This window comes from Streptosporangium sp. NBC_01469 (assembly GCF_036227305.1).
GTDB lineage: Bacteria > Actinomycetota > Actinomycetes > Streptosporangiales > Streptosporangiaceae > Streptosporangium.
Genome location: NZ_CP109465.1, coordinates 6,837,890 through 6,859,474 on the forward strand (window position 1 = coordinate 6,837,890; position 21,585 = coordinate 6,859,474).

Sequence of the window (21,585 nt, forward strand, 5' to 3'; positions counted from 1 at the left end):
GCGCCGGGGGCGGCGGACGAACCCGTCCGCCGCCCCCGGCATGCCACCGCCCTCATTGATCACGAAGCGTGACGAATATGTCACCGTCTGCCGATAAGGAGCTATGAAGATGAGCACTGATACCCCCGTCGTCCAGCTGACCTGGCCGTCGACCGACTGCAACGGCATCCCCCTGCTCGACCCCGTGACCGTCACCGTCCAGGGCAACGTCGTGCTGTTCGCCCGCGAGGCCGGCAAGCCCGTGGACACCCTCTACTACAACGTCCGTCCGACCAGCGGCGAGGTGGGCGTGCCCGGCGAGTGGATCGGCTGGCAGCCGCTGCCGCTGGCCGAACCCTCGCAGGCCACGACCCCCGGCACCCCGAGCGCCGACCCGCAGCCGCTGTTGCGCCTGGCCGGATCCACGCTGATCACCGTCGGCCCCGGCGGCACCGTCCCCGACGCGGCCGACGCGCCGTTCCGCGTCGTGGCCGACGACCGTTACGTCTCCTGCTTCCGCCAGTCGGCGGCCGGCAGCCTCTACATCGACCGGTTCGTGTTCGTGCAGAACTCGTTGGACGGCGCCCCCGCGCGCGACGGCGACGCCCCCGTGTACGTCCTCCAGCGCGTCTGGGAGACGCGGTACCGGCGCAGCGGCGACCGCGACGTACCCGCCGCCCCCGGCGACGCGCTCGGCTCGACCGACATGGTGAACCGGCCCTTCCTGGAGCCCACGGTCGAACTGCCGCTCCCCGCGACCGTGACGGACGGCCGGTTCGACGTCGCGCTCGTCCCCGCCGGGGCCACCGGCTCGCGCTGGCATATCGTCGCCGTCACCGACACCCAGGTCGTCTGCCTGTCCTACCCGCGCGACTCCACCGGCCGCGTCGACGTCTCGCCGTGGTCCTCCACGTCGTTCGCCATCACACCCGCCCTCGCCATGACGCCCGGCCCGGCCCGGTCACTCACCCCCACGGCGGGGCCCGCGCTGTCCTGTTACGAGGAGCAGGAGCAGGTCACCATGCCCGACGACACCGACGGCACCCTGCGCCGGAGCATCCGGCTCGCCGTCACGGTGCCGGTGGGCACAGCCGGCCTGCCGGCGGCGCTGGCCGTCTACGACTTCCCCCTGCAGCCGGACGGCACCGTCCCCGCGCCGCCGACCGGCACGGCGTGCGTGCTCGTCGACGGCACCTTCGACGGCGGCGCCTTCACCCCCGCCCACGACCCGGCGGGCTACCCGGTGCCCGCCGAGGCCATCCGGCCGGCCGGCACCGGCACGCTGAGCGCGGTCCTGCTCGGCCGGCCCGCGCCCACCGGACCGCCCAGCCTGCTGAGCGGCGCGGACGGTCTTCTGCACTGCTACTTCGCCGGCCAACCGGACGACGAGGGCGACGCGCCGTTCCTGGTCGCGCAGTTCGACCCGACCGTCACCCGGGCCACGGTGGCGGTGCCCTGGACCACGCCGTCCAGTCGAGAGGGCAGCCTGCGCCTGGTCGCGCGGCGCGCCGGCACGACCATGAACGGTGTCGGCGTCACGGTGGGTGACTGCCCCGGCCAGCCCGACCTGTGCACGGTCACGATCGACTACGGCCAGGCGTCCGGGCTGCCCGCCGAGACCTGGAACGGCGTACCGCGCGACGTCGCCGCCCTGATCCGGATACTCAACGGCGCGTCATCGGCTGACCCCACCGACACCGACGTCCGCTCGGGGGCCGTCCCCTTCTACGACGCCGCCGGCCGGCTCGCCATGGCGCGGTTCACGGTGGGCCAGAGCGCGACCCCGCTGACTCTCGTCTCGCACCGCGACGACGTCCCGCTCGCCTCGGTCACCGTCGGTGCCGCGGACGGCGACCTGCTCGGCCTCACCATGACCTACTCCCTGCCGGGCGGGGCCACGGCTACCCAGACCTGGGCGTCCGTGCCGGCCGACGTCACCTCCCTGCTGCCCGTCCTCGGCGGGAACGCCGGCACGGCCGTCTACCCCTACCGGCCCGGGGCCGGTGACACCCCGGTGTACGCTCTGGCCACCGGCGGCGGCGTGATCCTGGCGTTCGCGGCGTCCACGGCCCCGCTCACGCTCACGGTGGCCGCGTCCGGCGACGGCGACCCGTCGCACTGCGACCTCACCGTGCTCAAGGAGGGTTCCACCCCCGTGGTACTGCGGGCGATCGGGCGCGACCAGACCAGCCTGGTCGCCGCGATGCGCGGCTCAGCCGACGTCGCCGCCCTGTTCACCTACATCTCCCCGGACGCCCTGCCCGGCGAAGTCGCCGACCAGGTCATCTCCGCCCCGGTGGACCTGCGCGCGGGCTCGACCCTGATCGACGTCGCCTGGCCCGCGCCCGACGGCTCCCTCACCGCCGGGACCTTCCAGGCCGCCCGCCTACAGGGTCGTACCCTGGCCGGACCGGTCCCCGGCGGCGCCGACGACGGCATGCTGGGGCTGTCCGCGACCGGGGTCACCGTCCCCCTGTTCGGCGAGACCGCCTCGGCCGTGAACGGCACCGGCACGCTCACCGAGCAGGGCGCCAACGGGCGATGGGTGTCCGCACACCAACCGCGGGCCCTGTCGCTCGGCGGCGGCGACGCGATGACCGTCCCCTCGCCCGGCGCGCAGCTCGCTCCCACCTACCGCACCACCGTGGAGGCGTGGGCCTGCCCGGTGGACGGCCTGCCGGCGCCGGTGGTCTGCTACAACGGCGGGCCGGTCGCTCTCGGGGTGGTCACCCCGTCGTACGTGCTCGGCACCGTCGGCATGTCCACCCTCCAGTACGCCGCGTTCAACCCGGGCCAGCAGAGCTATGCGGGCTCGTACATCAACGTGCCCGCCCAGTCGGTCTTCGCGCCCGCCTCGCCGACCGGGTTCACCTGGGAGGCGTGGATTCGTCCCGACGCCGCTCCGGCTCCCGGCGGCCAGCGCTACGGGTGCGTGTTCCAGCTGCAGGACAGCGTCTACCCCGACAGCGCCCAGGCACAGCTCTACGTGGACGCCGGCCGCGCGCTGACCTTCGCCTACCGCACCGGCCGGCCAGGCGTGCCGTCCGAGTCGAGCCTCACCGTCCCCGAGCCGCTGCCGGCCGCCGCCTGGACGCACGTCGCCGTCACCGCCACCCCCGGCGCCACGCCGGGCACGTACACGCTGCGGATCTACGTCGGCGGCGCGCTCGCCGCCACCGGGGACGCCCCGTTCTACCCGGCGGCGACAGAGGCGCCGTTCCTGTGCATCGGCGCCAGCGACATCCGCAACGTCAGCATGTTCGGTGCCCTGGCCGAGGTCCGCTTCTGGTCGGGGCCGTGCACGGAGGCCGAACTGCTGCGCACGATGGACGCCTCCCTGCACGGCACCGAGCCCGGCCTGGTCGGCTACTGGCCGCTGACCGAGGACCCGGCGGGAAACGCGTTCCCCAACCACGCCGCGGCGACGGGCGCGGCCCTGAACGGCACGCTGCGCCCGACCCAGGCGCAGCCGGTGACCTCCTCCAGCGACGGCGAGTTCGTCAACATGGTCGCCGCGGTCGGCGGGGGGAGCCCGGTGCTCGCCAGGAGCTTCATGCGGGCGAACAGCTGGCATCACCTGGCCGTCGTCCACGAGGTCGCCGGCGGCCTGCGCCTCAACCCGGGCGGCCTGTCGGGCACCCGGCTGGACTACGGCACCTGTGACACCTCGGTGCTCTCCTTCGGGGATCAGGCCACCGTCGAAGCGTGGATCCAGTTGGACGCGCCGGCCTCCCTGTCGCGGACCATCCTGTCCCAGTGGGGGGAGACCCAGGACGACCAGGCGTTCCAGCTCGCCGTCGGCCCCGACGGCAGGGCGTACTGCGCGGTCAACGTCTCCAACCCGTCCACCGGGGAGTTGTCCGCGCTGAAGGGTACGCACACCGCGAACGTCGCAGACGGGACGGCCCACCACGTCGCCGTCGCGTACGGCGTGACCACGTCGACCGACAAGGACACCAACAAGGTGAGCAGCACCTGTACGCTCACCGTCTACGTCGACGGGGTCGCCGGCACGGCGGCGACCGTCGTGCTGTCCGACACGGCCACCTCAAGCGTCGTCACGTCCGGCGAACCCCTCAGCCTGGGCATCAGCACCCTCCCGGCGTCGGGCGGCACGGTCGCGCTGGAGTCGCAGGCGCCCTTCCAGGGCCTGCTCACCGGGGTGCGCTTCTCCTCGGTGACCTTCACCGCCGCCCAGGTGGTGGCCGCCATGGAGGCCGGCCAGGGCTACGACGGCGCCGACGGCGTCGAGGCGGCGTGGTGGTTCGGCGAGCGGATCGGCACGACGGCCGCCGACGGCGTGGGCGGCAACGACTTCCTGCTCAGCGACACCGACATGTGGGCGTCGTTCTCGACGATCTCCACCACCACCTGCTACGGCGACGGCGTGCTGATCGCCCAGATGACCCCCGCGGACGCGTCCATGGTGCCGGGCTACCTCGGCGCGAGGCAGGCCACGGTCGGCGGCTGCCTGGACACGTCCGGCACGGTGGTCACCGGGTTCAAGGGCCAGGTGGCCGAGGTGCGGCTGTGGTCGCGGGCGCTGTCGCAGGACCAGATCCTCGACACGATGTACCGCCCGCTCTCCGGGTCCGAGGCCGACCTGTCCGCGTACTGGCCGCTGGACGGCAACTGCGACGACCTGACCGGCCGCAGCGCGCAGGGCAAGCTCGTCGGAAGCCCGGCCTTCGTCGCCTCGACGGCGCCGGTCGCCAACGAGGGCCCGCAGGTGCGCAACGTCTACGACGGGCCGGTCACCGGCTTCCAGGAGCCGCTCTCCGGCCGGGCCGCCGTCGTCGAGTACGCCGACAGCGACGTGCACGCCGACGGCACGCCGACCGCGGTGATGCGGCGCGCCTACGCCGTCTGCGACCCCGCGCTCGCGGTCTTCTCCGGGTTCGGGCTCGGGGAAATGATCCTCACCTACCTCGGCCAGGTGCAGACCCGGCCCACCCTCATCGGCTACATCGAGGGCGCGCCGCCGGTGCCGAGCGAGAACCTCTCGCGCCCGCTGTACCTCAGCCCGTTCGGGTACAACTCCTACCTGGACGCGACGACCGTCGCGTTGGACCAGACCGACACCCGGTCGTTCACATTCTCCAGCAGCGACTACCGCACCTCGATCAAGATGGACCTCGACTTCAAGATCGGTGTGGTCATCAACAACGAGATGTGGGCCAACCTGGGGCCGATCTCCTTCAAAAGCGCCGAGTTCAAGTCCAAGATCCTCGCGCACCACAAGTCGTCCCTCAGCCGGGCCAGGCAGGAGGACGAGAACTACGTCTCCGCGTGGACCCGCACGGTGACCGACACCATCGGCCTGCGCGGCGCCTGGGAACCGAAGCCGGCGTTCCTCAACACCGACGTCGGACGCCGCTACCAGCCGCACAACTACGGCTACGCCATCGTGGAGTCGCTCACCGCCGACCTGTACGCCATGCGGCTGCGCTCGAACGGCGCGATGGTCGGCAAGATCGTGCTGCCCAACCTGGAGACGCCGCCCGACCGCAACGTGCTGATGTTCCGCATCGACCCGAGCTACGTGAAGAACGGCACGCTCGACGGCAAGGTCGGCCTGGTCGACGACCCGGACTACCCCCAGGCCGACCTGACGCGCGGCAGCTACTTCAAACCCGGCGAGGCCTACCGGCTGGCCGCCGACATCGAGAAGGCCGATCAGAACCTGCGGACGTATTTCGACCGGTTCGACGCCCAGTCGCTCGGCCAGAACGAGGACGACTCGCTCGACGGCCCGGCCGGCAAGCAGTTCTACGACTACACGGACGACGTCGCCACCCGGGGCATCGCCAACCGCTACGTGTGGACCGCTGCCGGCGGCCTGCACACCGAGACGGAAAGCTTCTCCGCCACGCACGAGAACTCCTACGCGGGCCTGTACTCCTACAGCCACGGCACCGGCTTTCAGTGGAGCACCGAGTTCAACGTCCCGGTGGGCATGGCGAGCGATCTCGACCTGCTCCTCGGCGGCGAGATCAAGCTTCAGGTGGGCAAGAAGCGCAACGAGGGGCACGCGGTGGCCCTGCGGGTGACCAACGCCTGCGACCCCATGCTCCAGGGGTACGATCCGACGGCCAACGCGGGCGCGGGCGACTACACCGACGAGCCGTGCCCGGGCAAGGTGGACGCCTACCGGTTCATGACGTTCTACCTTCCCCAGTCGGCCGACAACGGCCAGGCGTTCCTGTCGCAGGTCGTGGATCCGCAGTGGCTGAGATTCAGCAACGATCCGAACGCCGTCGCCCTGCGGGGGCTGCGGTTCGGCGGCATCGTCCCGTGGTGGGCCACGTTCCTTTCCCAGACCCGTGGCGCGAACCCCGATCCGGAGGCCGTGGCCCTGCTCAACGCACTCCTGATCTCCACCGTCCGCTACTTCCAGTCGGGCTACGCGGGGGGCGCGCTACCCCTGCCGCCCCCGGTGCCCGCCCTGACCCGTCTGTGACCCCGCACGCATGCGCCCGGCCGGCACCGCCCGGCCGGGCGCACGCCGGGGGATCGGCGCCGGGGAGGCGGGGGTCGTACGCCCCCCTGCGCGCCCCTGTGGACGGGGGTGAATTACCTGCGGGAATCTGATTTCCCGCACGTTACTGATTGGTAGAGCGCCCTGCCGCCGATCGGAGGAACCTTCGAACCTCGACACCGCCATGAGCGCCATGACATCCCCTTCCTGGCCCGGGCTGGCTCAGTGAGCCAGGGCGCGGGCCCCCAGACTTGACGCGGATAGGCAAGGACAGGGCGCGGATGGGCAAGGGCAGGGACGTACTTCTTGGTTAGATTCTCCGCATATCGGGATGATCACGGACGGCAGGGGAGAAGAGATGCACGTGTTAAGCATTAGAAATAGCGCCAGGAGCTCCGTCCGGACAGGGCTCAGATCGGTATCAGTACTCGCAAGTGCCGGCGCGCTCGTGCTGGCTGCGGCGCTTCCTGCATATGCTCATTACGTGCGCGGCTACGAGGGAAGCGACTACGTGGGCGTCGGCGCCGACCACCGATGGGTCGAAGTCTGCGACAAGGAGCAGGATGGAAATGGCGTTTACGGCCAGTTCTATTACAAAGGCAGTGCCCTTCTGCACACAGTAGGGGATTCCAACGGGTCCGCAGCTGGATGCGGCAATCGCACCTTCCCCGGCGACGTCACGGTCGCATCGGTCTGTGAAGACGTCGCGGGAAATGACTCGTGCCGCGCCCTGCCGCCGATCTGACCCTCTCTACCAGATCCTGCGCCGGGCCATGACCGACGCCGTGGAGGTCCCGACCAGGCACCTATCTGGACCGGGCCTGATTCACCACCGGCCTTTGAAACACGCCCGCGAACAGGTCATCGCCCACCATGTCCTGCCGCCCGACGGCCTCGCCTCAGGCACCGTAACCTGACCAGGCTTGAGCCCGAGTGGGCAAGGCTGTAGGTTGCCGCGAACCATTCGCGTAAGGCGCCCGCCAGCGCGAGGGGCGGCTCCTGCGGGAGCCGCCCCTCGCGCTCGTGCCAGGGAGGGCCCGCGCCCAGCCAAGACCGTCACCCAGCCGGTTCCGCTCGGTCGCGCCATAGACCCCTCCCCAAAGACCTCATCCCTGCGCTTGGGCAGAGGTGTTGGTGGGGTGGTCCCTCGGACCTTTACCGACTCAGCGCCAACGGCTGTCCGCCGGTTCCTCGCCCCTGTGCTCGGCGAAGTAGTCTCCGAGCGCGTCGTGATAGGCGGTCTTCGGGGGCATCGGCACATCATCGCGGCGCTTGCGGTTTACCGCGACCTGGTGTGACCGCTTCAATCGATGATCGCGGTGACTTCGGCCTCGATGAGGATGCCGGGCTCGAAAAGCACGTCCACCCCGATCAGCGCGGCCGGTGGCGTGGCGATGTCGAACTCGCGGGCCGCCTGTTCGATGCCGGCATTGAAGGCGTCGTACATCTCTCTCTTCCAGCCTGCGGCGTACCACGTGACGCGGACGACGTCGTGAAACGTCGCTCCGGCAGCGTCCAGCGCTTTGGCGACGTTGCGGTAGACCTGGGTGACCTGCCCGGCGAGGTCGCCCGGTGCCACGAGCTCGCCGCTCTCGTCCCAGGCGACCTGTCCCGCGATATGGACCTGCCTGCTTCCCCTCGCCACCGCGACGTGGTGGTAGAGCGGGACTTGGATATGCCTGTCAGGGTTGATGAGCGAAACAGCCACGAGATCTCCTGATCGGTTATGTGAGATCGAGGCGCCGGAGGACGCCCATGCTCTCTTGCGGTTACTCAGAAACCATAGGAGAGTGTTCGCTGATGTGGAAGAACGCACTTTTTAGAGACTGGGGAACCTCATGGTGACCAAGCAGTTCGCAGGCACGGCTGACGAAGCGGACCTGAGGCGCGCGGACTCCCTGGCACGGGAGATCTTCTCGGATGTCGCCAACAAGTGGGCGCTGCTCATCATCGAGGCTCTCGGTGAGCGCACCCTCCGCTTCAGCGAACTGCGCGACGAGGTCGAGGGCATCAGCCACAAGATGCTCACCCAGAATCTGCGCATGCTGGAGCGCAACGGCCTGGCCGAGCGGAAGGTGTATCCCACTGTGCCGCCGCGAGTCGAGTACACCCTCACCGGGCCGGGCCAGGCCCTGCGCGCGACGGTTGATCTCATCTGCGGCTGGACCCACCAGTACTTCGGCCACATCGAGACCGCCCGCCAGCGCTTCAACGCCTGACAGCTCAGTTCAAGTGGACGCTCCTTGGAGACAGGGAAGAATCGGTGACCAGGTCGACTCGCCGTAGATGGAGCGGCTCCAACCGTCGCGCCCTGGCGAGGTCGGTGATCAGTTCGTCACGGGTCTGGTACTGGAGCGCGTCCCAGGCAGGTTGGCCGGGAGTGCTGCGCCACGATTCGCGCAGCGGGCTGTTGTCGACTGTGTCGAACCCGAACCGGTCGTACAGTCGCGTCACGAGTTCCACGGCCTCGGGGAAGTCACTTGAGACCGGCAGCGCCAGACGGCTGGGGGTGCCCGCTGCCGTGCCCGCGGTGGTAACGCGGGGAGCTTGGATGTGGGTGAAGGCCTGGACGACCTTGGCTCTGCGCAGGGCTTGGTGGCGGGGAGGAGCCGCGCGGGCGGTAGCTTCTGGAACATGCTGCTGAGGCGGGATTCAGAACAGGCCGCGATCGCGCGGCTTATCGCGGAGGCCAGGTCAGGCCGGAGCGGGGTCTTGGTGGTACGCGGAGAGGCGGGCATCGGCAAGTCGGCCTTGCTCGATCAGGCCGTACGCGAGGCGGCGGAGCTGCGTGTGCTGCGCGCCGTCGGGGTCGAGGCCGAGTCGGCGCTGCCGTTCGCCTCCCTGCAGATGCTGCTGCGCCCGGCGCTGAGCCGGCTGGACGGACTGCCCGGCCCGCAGGCGACCGCACTGCGAGGCGCGCTGGGGCTGTCGGACGCCGGGGGCGAGGATCGGTTCCTCGTTGGGCTGGCCGTGCTCACTCTTCTGTCGGACCTCGCCGAGGAACGTCCGATGCTTTGCCTGATCGACGATGCCCACTGGCTCGATCCGGCCTCCGCCGAGGCCCTGTTGTTCACCGCTCGCCGTCTCGACGCTGAGGGCATCGCGCTGCTGTTCGCGGCCCGGGACGGATCCGGCGTCCTCTTCGACGCCCCTGGCCTGCCCGAGCTGGTGCTGGACGGGCTGGACCAGGACGCCGCCGCCGATCTCCTCGCGGAGCACGCCCCCGGCCTGGCCACGACGGTACGGGACCGGATCATCGAGGAGTCTGCCGGGAACCCCTTGGCGCTGATCGAGCTACCGGCCGGGCTCAGCGCCGAGCAGCGTGCCGGGCGGGCGGCCGCGCCGGCCGCGCTCCCCGTCACCGGCAGGGTCCTTTCCGCTTTCGGCGACCAGATCAGCCGGTTGCCGGACAAGACCCGGCTTCTCCTGCTGGTCGCCGCCGCCGAGGGCACCGGCGACCTGGGGACCGTGCTCCACGCGGGCCGAGCCCTTGATACCTCTGTGGCGGACCTTGAGGTCGCCGAGCAGGCTGGGCTGCTGCGGGTCACGGGCGTATCGGTCACCTTCCGGCATCCACTGATCCGCTCGGCCGCCTATCAGAACGCCGCTCTCACCGCTCGTCTCGCCGTACACGACGCCCTGGCGAACGTGCTCGACGGTGACCGGAGGGTATGGACCCCCGCCTGGCAGCGCCGGTCCTTGAGGGCATGTCTAGCGCAATCAGCACCGCCTTCCTCATCGTCGGGTTCGTCACCGCGATCGCCGCCCTGCTCCCGTTCACCATCCGTGAGGGCCCGGAGATCCTGAAGCTACGGCGAGCCGCAAGGTGGATCCGTCAACGGGGGCGGCGTCCGGTGAGGCCGTCGTGTTCGTCAGTGATGCGGGCGGAGGACTCTTCGCCGCGTACACACCGAGCGCCTCATCGCCGACGTCCATGTTGGTAGAGCCGTTCAGGATTACCGAGGCGCCTTCGTTGAGCAGTGGCAGCGCCTTCTGAACGGTGAACAGCGTGCCCCGAACGTTGATGCCGAAGAGGATGCCGAAGTGCTCCTCGGTGACCTGCTCAAGTGGCACGAGAGGCATGCGCGAACAGTCCCACGTGGAGTACCCTTCTTCTATTTTTTGTATCGATCGATGCAGAAGTAGAGGGTAGCATGTTCTGCATCGATCGCTACAGAAGGGTTAAACTGCTGGGGTGGAGACAAGACAGCGCCGCCCAACCGGCCGACCGCGGGGATTCGACGCCGACGAGGCACTCGAGCGTGCCCTGCTGGTGTTCTGGGAGCAGGGCTACGAGGGGGCCAGTCTGGCCAACCTGACCGACGCGATGGGCATCTCCACCACCAGCATGTACGCTGCCTTCGGCAACAAGGAGGAGCTCTTCCGTAAAGCCTTGGAGCGCTACACCGAGGGCCCGAGCGCCTACCTGGCCCGAGCCCTGGACGAACCGACCGCCCTCGGCGTCGTCACCGCGATCTTTGCCGGCACCGTCCGAACCACCACCCGCCCGACCGGCCCCAACGGGTGCCTGGGTGTCCAGGGCGCCCTGGCCGTCGGCGACTCCAGCCGTGGAGCCCGCGACCTCCTCGTCGCGTGGCGCGACAGCGGCTACTCCTGCATCCGAGAACGGTTCGAACGAGCCGTCGACGACGGCGACCTGCCGCCGGAGACCAACCCGGCACTGCTCGCCCGCTACGTCACCGCCTTGGCCTACGGCATCGCCGTGCAAGCCGCCGGCGGCGTCGGCCGCGACGAACTCCAGGACATGGCCGACGCCGCCCTGCGCAACTGGCCACCCTGCTGAGAACCGCCCGGTGTTCGTCTTCGCGAACAACCGTGTCTTTGTCGACCTGGTTTGGCGCCAAGAGCATCAGATGCTGCCGGTGGAGAGTCCCTTGCCGCATCTCGACCAGGTGTCCGGCTGATCTCTGAAGCAACGACTCCTGCGTTCTGCGCGGCCTGGCCGGGCTGTGACGCCGCCTGACGTTCACGAGCCGTCCCGGCCGGTTTCGCATGACAGTTGATCGCAGTCACCCGTCTCCGCCCCGCAGGTCCAAACCCTTCCGAAGTGATCGATGCGGAACGTGCTACGGTGGACTTCCGTATCGATCGATGCGGAAGTCGGCGTAGGTCGACTCCCGTGGGACTTCTCGAGGGCACCGGGATCGCATTACCCGGTGCCGTACGACTGCCATGCAGAAAGGGACATCTGATGTCCGACAGTGATCTGCGCGGGTTCTACCTGCGCTACATCGGTGAGCTCAACGCCCACAGGTTCGATCAGATGGACGAGTTCATCGACGACCGGACCACATTGAACGGTGAGCCTGCCACCCGGGACGACCTCATCGCCGTGCAGAAGGCTGACGTGGACGCGGTTCCGGACCTGCACTGGGAGCTCGAGGAACTGCTCTTCGACGGTGATCGCCTGGCCGCGCGGCTGGTCAACACGGGCACGCCGGTGAAGGAGTGGCTCGGTGTGGCACCCACCGGCGCCTCGTTCGCGATCACCGAGTACGCCATCTACCAGGTGCGCAACGGGCGGTTCGTGCACATGACGGCCCTGCACGACGCCGGTGAACTACTCCGGCAGCTTACCGGCTGACCCTTCGGGGCCGGCGCCGGCGACGTGGAGAGCAGTTGCACCCAACGGTCCACTCGGGCCACACACTTCGAGAGGAAACGCATGACCGTCACACTGATCACCGGGGCCAACAAGGGCATCGGTCTCGAGACAGCCAGACAACTTCTGGAACTGGGGCACACCGTCTACATCGGTGCGCGCGACATCGAGCGAGGTGAGAAGGCCGCCGCCGCCATCGGCGCACGGTTCGTGCAGCTCGACGTGACCGACGACGCCTCGGTGAGCAACGCGCTGGCGACGATCAGTGCGGTCGAGGGGCAGCTCGACGTCCTGGTGCACAACGCGGGCATCCTCGGGAACGAACTCCTCGACGGTCCCACGGCCCTGCGGGTGTTCGACACCAACGCGGTGGGAATCGTACGCGTCACAGAAGCAGCACTCCCCTTGCTGCGCAAGTCCTCGAACCCCACCGTGGTCACCGTATCGAGCAGCGTCGGATCGTTCTGGGCGGTGAACAACCCTGACCGGCCCGAGTTCCACCTGCCGCTGGCGCTCTACTCCGCGTCCAAGGCGGCGGCAACCATGCTGACGGTGCAGTACGCCAAGTCCCAGCCCGGCATCAAGTTCAACGCACTGGAGCCCGGCACCACAGCCACCGACATGACCGCGGCCTTCGGGATCGGAAGATCGCCGGAGGAGAGCGCCAGAGCTGTCGTACACCTGGCCACTCTCGACGTGGACGGCCCGACAGGAACCTTCCAAGACGAGACCGGGGAACTGCCCTGGTAGTCGCCACGCGGGCGTAGTCCGGTGGTGGCGAGGAGTCGGTGGAGCGAGCCGGTTGCGACATCGCAGCCCTGGACAGACGCGGGGGTGACCGGGGCCACGAGCAGCCGCCCTTGGGTGTCGACATCGACGAGGCGCTCGAGCGCGCCATGCGGGTGTTTTGGGCGCGGGGATATGAAGCCGCGCCACTTCGTCGTCGCCGCGGGGCTCGGCCTGGCCGACAGCGGGCGCCTCGATCGAGTCGACGGCGCGCATCACCGCCGGGCTCCTGCGAGCGGCAGGCTTCCGTTCCTGGCATCTTTGACGAAAACCCGCACTCCGTGAGCGCGTGGGAAGGAGACGACGTGACCTGGAGCACACGCGAACTCGCGCAACTCGCCGGCACGACGGTGAACACCATCCGGCACTACCACCGGCTCGGCCTGCTCGACGAGCCGGAACGCCGATACAACGGCTACAAACAGTACGGCGTGAAGGATCTCGTATGCCTTTTGCGCATTCGGCGCCTCGCCGAGCTGGGAGTGCCGCTCTCCCGGATCGGCGAGACCGGCGCGGACGGGGACGTCACCCCCGAAGCCCTGCGCCAGGTCGACGCCGAACTCGCGGCCGACATCGAGCGTCTGCAGCGAGCCCGGTCCGGCATCGCGGCCATCCTGCGCGACAGCGCGCCGGCCGACACACCCGCGGGGTTCGAGTCCGTCGCCGGGCGCCTGTCCGGCTCCGACAGCTCGATCATCCACATCTACAGGCAGCTGTACGACGAGGATGCGATGACGGATCTGCGGCGCATGGTGGAGGCCGACACCGACCCCATCGGCGACGACATCGACTCCTTGCCGCCCGACGCGGACGAAGCGACCAGGCTGCGCCTCGCCGAGAAACTCGCGCCGACCCTCGCCCAGTACCTCGTCGACTACCCCTGGTTAAGCGATCCGGCAGCGCATCTGTCGAAGAGCGAGCACGTCACGCGGCAGACCTTCATCGACGCGGTGGTCGGGCTCTACAACACCGCTCAGATCGACGTGCTGCAGCGCGCAAGCGTTCTCGCCCACGAACAACTGCGCATCGCGCGCGAGGCGGACGACGACCACGTTTGACCCTGTTCCCAGAACACGGTTTCTACTTGGGGGCACGTCGAGACAGTCCTCGGCCTTCGTGTCCCGTCCCTTTGAGGAGCCCGCCGTGGATCCCGTCGAGACCCTTGTTCGCAATCTCCAGGATCTCGTGGCTCAGGTGTCCGACACCGTCCAGCCCCTCATCGTCATGCTGGCCGGCGCGATCCCCTTCGTCGAAAGGCAGGACCGATGGCCGAGCAACCCGAAGAACCCGTGACCGACAACAGAAGCGAGGCCAAACCGCTCGGGGCCCCGACCCTGGCGGAGGATCTTCTGCTGCTTTTGTTCCAGCCGGACGCCGGGCTGCAGGGCACCGGGGTCATCGCGGGCGAGAACACGCTCTTCTACATTCTCGCGGGAGCGGTGCTCGCCGATCTCGGGCTCGGCGAGCATGTGCGAACCGTTCCCGGCCGGGGCGGATCGACGCGGGTGGAGGCCGTCGCGGATCACCCGCCGTCGGACGACATCCTGCGATCCGCGTGGGACTACCTCGCCGAAAAACCCCGAGGTGTCCAGACGGCGCTCGCGGCGATCGGGCCGACCTTGCGTGGCCCGCTGCTCGACCGGCTCGTCGAACGCGGCGACATCCGGCGCGCGAGCCGCAAGACGCTCGGCCTGTTCAACACGAAGGTCCTCGAGGACGGCGGAACCGGTCGCCGGGCGCGCCTCCTCTCCGACGTACGGGACGTACTCGTCGACGGCGCGGAACCGCAGCGCCGGGTCGCCGTCCTCGGGGCGCTGCTTTCGGGAAGCGGGACCCTGCCCCAGTTCCATCGCGAGATCCCCTGGACCTCTCCCGTGATCACCCGCGCCAAGCAACTCGAGCAAGGCAACTGGGGAGCCGGAGCCGCCGCCGAAGCGGTCGCGCGCACCGTCACCGCGACCATCGTCAGCAACGTCATCGTCGCGGCGGCCGTCCTCCCGAGTGGTGATTGACATCTCAGCAAGGACAGGGATTCGAATGGGCACCTATGCAGTGACGGGTTCGGCCTCGGGGATGGGCGCCGCGGTGACCGAGCGGCTCCGCGCCGCCGGACATTCCGTGATCGGCGTGGATCTGCGCGACGCCGACATCATCGCCGACCTCGCGACACCGGAGGGCCGCTCGGCGGCGGCTGCCGGGATAATCGAGCGGTCCGGTGGTGTGCTCGACGGCGCGGTCGTCGCCGCCGGGATCGGGCCCCTGCCCGGTCCCGACCGCGTACGGAGGATCGCGCAGACCAATTATCTGGGCTCGGTCGAGCTGCTGACCGCCCTGCGGCCGGCGCTCGCGGTGAGCGGCGACGCCCGGGCCGTGGTGTTCGGCAGCAACTCGCCGACCGTCATGCCCGCAGTGCCCCGGCACGTGTTCCGCGCCATTCGCGCCGGCAACATCGACCGAGCGGTGCGGAGGGCGCGGATATACGGGCAGGCCGCCCCCAACTTCGTCTATGCGGCGTCGAAGCTCGCGGTGACCGACTGGGCACGACGGGCGGCGGTGACTCCGGCGTGGGCCGGCGCCGGGATCAGGCTCAACGTGATCGCCCCGGGACCGGTGAAGACCCCCCTGCTCGACGAGGAACTGGCGAACCCGCTCGCGGCCAAGGCGTTCCGCTCATTCCCCAACCCGATCGGCGAAATGGGTGACCCCGGGCACCTCGCCGACTGGGTGATCATGATGCTCTCGCCCGCGGCGACGTTCATGAGCGGCAGCGTCGTCGTCGTCGACGGCGGCGCCGAAGCGTGGTTCCGTGCCGGCGACTGGCCCCGGCCCGTCACCCTCCTGCGGCTGCCCCGCTATCTGTGGCGCTGGCGAGCCTTCTCCCGGTTTTCGTCCCCCCATCACGCCGAGCCGTCGAGCGGGCCTCTTCGCGGTCCTTCCGGTGACCTGTCCGAACCTGCGTGACGGCTGCAGGAACCAACAACCAGTTCTTCTCCCGCGTGTTGCGGGGTGCTCGAGGGGTGGCGAATCGTGAACGCGAAATCGCGGGTGACAGTCGTCTTCGGTGGACGTGGCGGCGAACACGACGTCTCCTGCGCCAGTACCCCCGGCTCTTCGGCCCACTGGGCATGGACCGCCTGTTACTGGTGATCAGGATGACAAGAGCGGAGTGACGGGAGACTGTCACGTTCCGTTCTGTGGGAGCCCGGGGGTCGATTCCCTCGGGCGACCCGACCTTAAGGAATGTCCGGCCGGGTTGTCTGGAGGTAGGTGAGGACGGCCAGGACGCGCCGGTTGCCGTCTTGGGCTTGGAGGCCGAGCTTGGCGAAGATGTTGCCGATGTGCTTGACGACCGCCCCGTTGGTGATGTGCAGGGCCGCGGCGATGTGGGCGTTGCTCTCTCCGGTCGCCATCCGGCCCATGACCTCGCGTTCGCGCTCGCTGAGCGTGTCGAGCGCGTGAGGGCGCTTGGAGGACATGAGGTGCCCGACGACCTTGGGGTCGATGACGATACCGCCGCCCGCGATGACGTCGAGGGAGTGCATGAAGTCGGTGACCCGGCCGACGCGGTCCTTGAGGAGATAGCCGGCACCGCCGCCGCGAGGCCCGTTCGCGGGCTCGGCGATCAGTTTGGCCGCGTAGGCGTCACCGAGATACTGCGACAGCACCAGGATGCCGATGTCCGGATGTTCGGCGCGGATCGTCAGTGCGGCCCTCAGACCGTCGTCGAGGTTGCGCGGCGGCATTCGCACATCGGTGATCACGATGTCGGGGCGGTGGTCGGAGACGGCCTCCAGTAGTTCGTCGGCGTCTTCGGCCGCGTGCACGAGCTGGTGGCCGAAGCGTTGCAGCAGGGCGACCAGGCCTTCTCGCATCAGGGCCGCGTCTTCGGCTATCACTACACGCATGGTGCCATTGTGCGGCATGTGATCAGTACGGGCGCGGGATGTCGGCGATGATCCCGGTCGGTCCGCCCGGTGGGCTGTCGACGATGAGCTCGCCAGACAGCAGGGCGGCCCGCTCGTACATGCCGACCATCCCGGTGCCGTGCGCCGAGTTCGCGCCGCCGAGGCCGTTGTCGGACACCGTCAGCGTGATCCTGTCGTGTGACTGTGCCAGCTCGATGTGAATGTGGTCCGGCGTCGCGTGCTTGATCGCGTTGGTGACCGCCTCGCTGGCGATGTAGTACAGCGACGACTCCACCGGCAGGGCAAAGCGCCCGACGCCCTCGGCGTCGACCGTGGTGTTGATGGGTACGCGCCGTGCCAGTTCGCGCAGGGCGGCGCCGAGCCCGTCGTCGATCAGCGTGCGCGGCCGCAGCCCGTGTACGACGTCGCGCAAGGTGTCCAGCGCCAGTTCGTTCTCCCGCCGGACCGCCTCCAGCGACTCCAGTGCCGAGTCCTGCTCCGGCCCGGGCGGGAATGTCTCGCGTACCTCCAGTTCGAGCATGCCCAGGCGCATCGCCGAGGTGGCCAGGTGCTGCTGGGTGCCGTCGTGCAGGTCGCGTTCGATCCGCTGCCGCTCGCCCTCGAACCGGTCCAGCTCGGCGATGTTGGCCCTGGCCAGCGACGCCACCTGCGTCTGCAGTTCCTCAACTCGGGGCGAGAGCAACGCCGTGGCCAGCGCCCCCTGTACGTAGGCCGCCAGCGTCACGGCGTACGGCGAGGCGACCACGATCAGCAGCCCCACCAGCGCCAGGAACGGCGCTTGTGAGGGGTTCGGTAACAGCGGCGTATCCACGCCCGCCAGCACGAACACCGCCACGATCGCCGCGAAGACCATGGCGGTGCCTGTGATCAGGGCGACGGAGGAGAACGCGCCGATCAGCATGTGCGCCAGCGCGAACGCGATCTCACGCCACAGCACCGGCTCCTGCAGGTCGGGGACCCCGGCTCCCGGCGGGCGTCCGGGGATCGGCCGGAACCCGGCCAGCCGCACCCAGCGGCGCTCGACGGTGGCGATCCAGCGCGCCCAGTAGGGGATGGTGCCGATGAGCGCGAAGGCCATCAAGGTGAAGACCCAGAGCATGGCACCGATCGCCAGATACGCCAGAGACGTCCAGGGCCAGCGCGTGAACCAGAACCGGACAGGAGAGTTTCGCAACGCGGCCAGTGCCGCAGAGTGGTACATGCCTGAAAACGCTACGCACTTCGGGATCTTCGGGCAGTGAGGGAACCCGGACTCTTCCGAGTGGGCTTTCGCCTACCTCGGCCCTCGACGTACCTGTAGTGACCGCGGGCGGGGCCGTACGGTGCGATGAAACCCATGACATCCACCTCTGCGGTCACACCAGTACGGTCACCGTGCCCGGCGACGATCTCGGCAAGGCCTCTGCCGGGACCGAATCGGTTTCGCGTTCCAGACCGACAACCTGATCTCGCCCCTGACCGCCCGCGAGAACGCGGTGCTGCCGCAACGGCTCACCAGCAGGGACACGATCTTCCATTCGGCCTCGATGTCCAGGAACCGACCGTGTTCACCTGCCGCGGCCATCATCCAGGAGCCTGCCGGACGGCTTGCTCCCAGAACCGATGAGGAACCTTCATGCGAAAACCCGCTTCGATCACTGTCCTGCTCTCATTCCTCCCCCTTCTGCTCGTCACGCCACCTGTGCAGGCGGCCTCGGCAAGCGCGGCTCCCGCCGCGATCGCGTGGACTCCGTGCGCGGAGGATTCCGTGGTCGAGTGCGGCACGCTGACCGTGCCACTCGACCACACCCGACCGGACGGTCGTACGCTGAGCATCGCCGTAAGCCGGCTGCCGGCCGCGGACCCGGACCGACGCCGGGGCGTCCTCCTGCTGAACTGGGGCGGTCCGGGCTGGAGCGGTCGACAGCTACCCAGCTATCTGGCCGGCAGCCGAGCCGCCGAACTCGCCAAGCATTTCGACCTGATCGGCTTCGACCCGCGTGGCACCGGCTCGAGCACCGGCTTTGCCTGCGACTCGCCCGAATCGATTCCGCCCGACCCGGACCTGTCCGACAAGGAGCGGGCAGCCCGCGAGGCTGCGGCGCACGGGGCGGCCATCAGCCGGTGCGGCAACCAGGACCCGACGTTCGCCCGCTCCCTCACCACCCAGAACATCGCCCGCGACATGGACCGAATCAGAACAGCGCTGGGCGAGTCCCGCATCAGCTACCTGGGCGTGTCCTGGGGCACAGCTCTGGGCGCCACCTTCCGCACCATGTTCGCCGACCGGGTGGATCGGATGTTGCTGGACAGCGTGGCGGACCCGACGCTCTCGCGCAACGGAGCGGACCTGGTCCCTGGAATGGAGCAGTCCTTCCACACATACAGCGCCTGGCTGGCCCGACGCAACGATGCCTACCACTTGGGCGACCAACCGGCACAGGTACGATCACGGCTTCTGGCCCTGCGCGACAAACTCCAAAGTGAACCCTTCGAGATCGACGGCGGCAAGATCACTGGCGGCGACTTCACCGCCCTCGCCATCCAGTCCTCCGACATCTGGCCGCTCACGGCACGGCTGATCGCCGGCATCGCCGCAGGTGACCGGTCGGCCGTCACCGACGCAATCCCCGATTTCTCCAACGCGACGCGTTGGCCGTCGGCTGAGTTCGGCGAGCGTTACAACGCCAAGATGGGCCTGGCCACCTCCTGCAACTTGGACATGACGCCGCGAGACTTCGAGCAGGTCTGGGCGATCCATGAGCGCCTCGTACGCCAGTTTCCGATGGCCGGGCCGACGAGCCCCCGATACAGCGAGTGCACCGGCTGGCCGCACCAGGCACAGCCCTTGGTGCAGAAGCGTCGGCCCGGGTCTCTCCAGTTGGTGGCGCACACCTTCGAATGGAATACTCCGGCCCGCTGGGGCGGCGAGATGCAACAGGCGATCGGCGGGACCCTCGGATACGTCGATGATGACGTGCATGGGTCATTGGTGGAGACCAGTTGCGCCAAATACGCTGTTCGCTACCTCGTGTCAGGCAAGACCTTTTTCAGGCCCTGCCAGCCCGACTGAACACGAGGACACTGTGCAGGTCGTCCTGCTTGCACGGCTGCCACCGAATTTCCCTGGATTGCACCCCACCGTCGGGCAACCGGCCGCCGTGACCGATGCGTCTGTACCGTCAGCGGACCAACGGAAGGCAACCAGGTGGCCGATAGAGCGATATTTCAGGACTTCGTGGTGACGCGGTCCGACCGGCTCCTGCGCTTCGCGTACCTCCTCACCCACAACTGGGCCACAGCCGAGGACCTCCTGCAGGAATCTCTGGCCAAGGCGTGGTTCGCCTGGCCGGGCATCGACGAGCCGGAGGCGTATGTGCGGCGCGTGCTCGTCACGACCTACACCTCATGGTGGCGCAGACGGTGGCGCCGGGAACTGCCCAGCGACGGCCTGCCGGAGAAGCCGGTGCACGACCAGATGGCGGACGAGCGGGCGACGCTCTGGCAGGCGGTGGGCCGACTTCCCGCCCGGCAGCGCGCGGTGATCGTGCTGCGCTTCTACGAGGACCTCCCGGTGGCCGAGGTGGCCCAGCTCATCGGCTGCAATCCCGGGACGGTCAAGAGCCAGACGGCCAAGGCGCTGGCCAAGCTGAGAATCGACGAGTCGGTGGTTATGGAGCTGCAAAGGTGACCGTAGAGAATCTCCGCGACGTACTGCGCGAGCACGCCGACCCGCTGCCGCCGCCGAACCCGTCGCGCGACGAACAGGTACGCGACCGCGTGCGAAGGACCCGGGCGCGCAGGCGGATCGCGGTGGGCGCGGTGGGCACGGCCGTGGTGGCTGCGGCGGTGGCGCTGGCCGCGCCGTTCCTGCCCGCCACGCCGCGACCCGACACCACCACGACGGTCTCGGGCAGGCCCATGCCCGTGCTGCCGGAGCGGTTCACCTCGGCGGACGGCACAGGCTACCGGCTCGTGGCCAGGACCGCGATCGAGAAGACGGGGGACGCCAAGGCCACCCTCAAGGTCCCCTACACCGGCAAGCCGCTGGACGTCGGCGGCATGTGCGTGGGGCCGGACGACAGCCCGCCGCGAATCGAGGTCGAGGGGTCTCGGCTGCGCATACCGGTCTCGTTCATGAACTGTGATCGGGAGCTGCGGCTGCAGCCGCTGGACGTCCCCGAAGGCGCCACGGAGGTGACGGTCACTTTCAACACGGTGACCACCGGTCAGGGCTGCACTCAGGAGAAGCCGGGTGGCCCGTGCGTCACCCAGGCGCGCGCGCATGGCTCGTGGGTGCTGGGCGTATACGAGTGGACCCCGCCCGCACGACCGGTCACGCCCGAACCACTGCGAAACATCCCCGAGAAGATAGGCAAGTGGCAACTCACCGAAACGAAAGGCGGCCTCTGGCCGCAGGACACCACGGCCACCTTCAAGGTCGGCGGTAAGGCGGGCAGGGTCGCCCTCGACCAGCTCTGCTCGGGCGAGCTGGCCACGCGGCTGCGGTTCAGCTTCAGGGCGAACGGTCAGAGCGGGGGCTCCATCAGTAGTTGCGGTGTCTGGACCTCAGGCAAGTTCCCGATGGCGATGAACGAGCTCTACCTGACCGAACCCACCACCATCACCGTGGAGCTCTCCATGGTCGGTCAGTCCACCAACCGCCCGATCCGGTGGTCGGCCGGCCTCTTCGAGCGATCGTAGGAACATGTCCACCGCCCTGCGGGCATAGTGCAGGTCCCGGCGCAGTGCGTGCAGGCTCTTCCTCTTGTTCAACTGTCGGGAGATCTTCCTGCGGAAGGCCGGGTCTGACC

The 21,585-nt window shown here is 69.0% G+C and carries 19 protein-coding genes; 14 read left to right on the forward strand and 5 right to left on the reverse strand.

Features of this window, described 5'->3' with window-relative positions:
* The first annotated feature begins 109 nt into the window (after window positions 1–109).
* Both OG587_RS29975 and OG587_RS29980 read left to right on the forward strand, forming a co-directional pair.
* On the forward strand, window positions 110–6,439 hold the full coding sequence (locus tag OG587_RS29975; protein WP_329081019.1) for a LamG domain-containing protein: 6,330 nt from the start codon (window positions 110–112) through the stop codon (window positions 6,437–6,439).
* A gap of 502 nt (window positions 6,440–6,941) precedes the next feature.
* On the forward strand, window positions 6,942–7,202 hold the full coding sequence (locus OG587_RS29980) for a hypothetical protein (protein ID WP_329081021.1): 261 nt from the start codon (window positions 6,942–6,944) through the stop codon (window positions 7,200–7,202).
* Window positions 7,203–7,760: 558 nt separating this feature from the next.
* Here OG587_RS29980 and OG587_RS29985 read toward each other — a convergent pair.
* Window positions 7,761–8,165 (reverse strand): RidA family protein, encoded by a 405-nt coding sequence (locus OG587_RS29985; protein ID WP_329081023.1) that lies wholly within the window; start codon window positions 8,163–8,165, stop codon window positions 7,761–7,763.
* 130 nt (window positions 8,166–8,295) lie between these two features.
* On the opposite strand from OG587_RS29985, the gene OG587_RS29990 reads away from it, so the two are divergent.
* A complete protein-coding gene (locus OG587_RS29990) occupies window positions 8,296–8,676 on the forward strand; it encodes a winged helix-turn-helix transcriptional regulator (protein ID WP_329081024.1) in 381 nt (126 codons plus the stop codon).
* 4 nt (window positions 8,677–8,680) lie between these two features.
* On the opposite strand, the gene OG587_RS29995 is transcribed toward OG587_RS29990, so the two are convergent.
* The gene (locus tag OG587_RS29995) at window positions 8,681–8,911 is read right to left on the reverse strand and encodes a hypothetical protein (RefSeq protein WP_329081026.1); all 231 of its coding nucleotides are present in this window, start codon (window positions 8,909–8,911) and stop codon (window positions 8,681–8,683) included.
* 180 nt (window positions 8,912–9,091) lie between these two features.
* Between OG587_RS29995 and OG587_RS30000 the strand changes: the two genes are divergently transcribed.
* Window positions 9,092–10,264, forward strand: coding sequence for an AAA family ATPase (locus OG587_RS30000; protein ID WP_329081028.1), 1,173 nt, complete (start codon window positions 9,092–9,094; stop codon window positions 10,262–10,264).
* Here OG587_RS30000 and OG587_RS47310 read toward each other — a convergent pair.
* The gene (locus OG587_RS47310; protein ID WP_443075260.1) at window positions 10,235–10,540 is read right to left on the reverse strand and encodes a hypothetical protein; all 306 of its coding nucleotides are present in this window, start codon (window positions 10,538–10,540) and stop codon (window positions 10,235–10,237) included. The two genes, OG587_RS30000 and OG587_RS47310, sit on opposite strands and share 30 nt — an antisense overlap.
* A 112-nt stretch (window positions 10,541–10,652) precedes the next feature.
* Here OG587_RS47310 and OG587_RS30010 point away from each other — a divergent pair, with 112 nt between their 5' ends.
* The 7 genes from OG587_RS30010 (at window position 10,653) to OG587_RS30040 (ending at window position 15,827) form a co-directional block, all read left to right on the forward strand.
* Window positions 10,653–11,261 carry a TetR/AcrR family transcriptional regulator gene (locus OG587_RS30010; protein WP_329081029.1) on the forward strand — a complete coding sequence of 203 codons (609 nt, stop codon included), beginning with the start codon at window positions 10,653–10,655 and terminating at the stop codon, window positions 11,259–11,261.
* 408 nt (window positions 11,262–11,669) lie between these two features.
* Window positions 11,670–12,062 carry an ester cyclase gene (locus OG587_RS30015; RefSeq protein ID WP_329081031.1) on the forward strand — a complete coding sequence of 131 codons (393 nt, stop codon included), beginning with the start codon at window positions 11,670–11,672 and terminating at the stop codon, window positions 12,060–12,062.
* 81 nt (window positions 12,063–12,143) lie between these two features.
* Entirely contained in the window at window positions 12,144–12,830 is a 687-nt protein-coding gene (locus OG587_RS30020) for an SDR family NAD(P)-dependent oxidoreductase (protein ID WP_329081033.1), read from the forward strand.
* A 341-nt stretch (window positions 12,831–13,171) separates the two neighbouring features.
* Window positions 13,172–13,924: a MerR family transcriptional regulator gene (locus OG587_RS30025; protein WP_329081035.1), complete on the forward strand. Its 753-nt coding sequence runs from the start codon at window positions 13,172–13,174 to the stop codon at window positions 13,922–13,924.
* 85 nt (window positions 13,925–14,009) lie between these two features.
* The gene (locus OG587_RS30030) at window positions 14,010–14,159 is read left to right on the forward strand and encodes a hypothetical protein (protein WP_329081036.1); all 150 of its coding nucleotides are present in this window, start codon (window positions 14,010–14,012) and stop codon (window positions 14,157–14,159) included.
* Window positions 14,156–14,878, forward strand: a complete 723-nt coding sequence (locus OG587_RS30035) for a GOLPH3/VPS74 family protein (protein ID WP_329081038.1) — start codon at window positions 14,156–14,158, stop codon at window positions 14,876–14,878. Before OG587_RS30030 ends, OG587_RS30035 begins: the two co-directional genes overlap by 4 nt.
* 25 nt (window positions 14,879–14,903) lie before the next feature.
* On the forward strand, window positions 14,904–15,827 hold the full coding sequence (locus OG587_RS30040; RefSeq protein ID WP_329081040.1) for an SDR family oxidoreductase: 924 nt from the start codon (window positions 14,904–14,906) through the stop codon (window positions 15,825–15,827).
* Between the two features lie 272 nt (window positions 15,828–16,099).
* On the opposite strand, the gene OG587_RS30045 is transcribed toward OG587_RS30040, so the two are convergent.
* Window positions 16,100–16,771 carry a response regulator transcription factor gene (locus OG587_RS30045; RefSeq protein ID WP_329081042.1) on the reverse strand — a complete coding sequence of 224 codons (672 nt, stop codon included), beginning with the start codon at window positions 16,769–16,771 and terminating at the stop codon, window positions 16,100–16,102.
* A 22-nt stretch (window positions 16,772–16,793) separates the two neighbouring features.
* Entirely contained in the window at window positions 16,794–17,993 is a 1,200-nt protein-coding gene (locus OG587_RS30050; protein WP_329081044.1) for a sensor histidine kinase, read from the reverse strand.
* A 414-nt stretch (window positions 17,994–18,407) separates the two neighbouring features.
* On the opposite strand from OG587_RS30050, the gene OG587_RS30055 reads away from it, so the two are divergent.
* The 3 genes from OG587_RS30055 to OG587_RS30065 all read left to right on the forward strand — a co-directional run bounded on the left by OG587_RS30055 (window position 18,408) and on the right by OG587_RS30065 (window position 21,475).
* Window positions 18,408–19,844, forward strand: coding sequence for an alpha/beta fold hydrolase (locus tag OG587_RS30055; protein WP_329081046.1), 1,437 nt, complete (start codon window positions 18,408–18,410; stop codon window positions 19,842–19,844).
* A 135-nt stretch (window positions 19,845–19,979) separates the two neighbouring features.
* On the forward strand, window positions 19,980–20,462 hold the full coding sequence (locus tag OG587_RS30060) for a SigE family RNA polymerase sigma factor (protein WP_329081048.1): 483 nt from the start codon (window positions 19,980–19,982) through the stop codon (window positions 20,460–20,462).
* A complete protein-coding gene (locus OG587_RS30065; RefSeq protein WP_329081050.1) occupies window positions 20,459–21,475 on the forward strand; it encodes a hypothetical protein in 1,017 nt (338 codons plus the stop codon). The genes OG587_RS30060 and OG587_RS30065 overlap by 4 nt, the downstream gene beginning before the upstream one ends.
* Window positions 21,476–21,585: the final 110 nt, after the last annotated feature.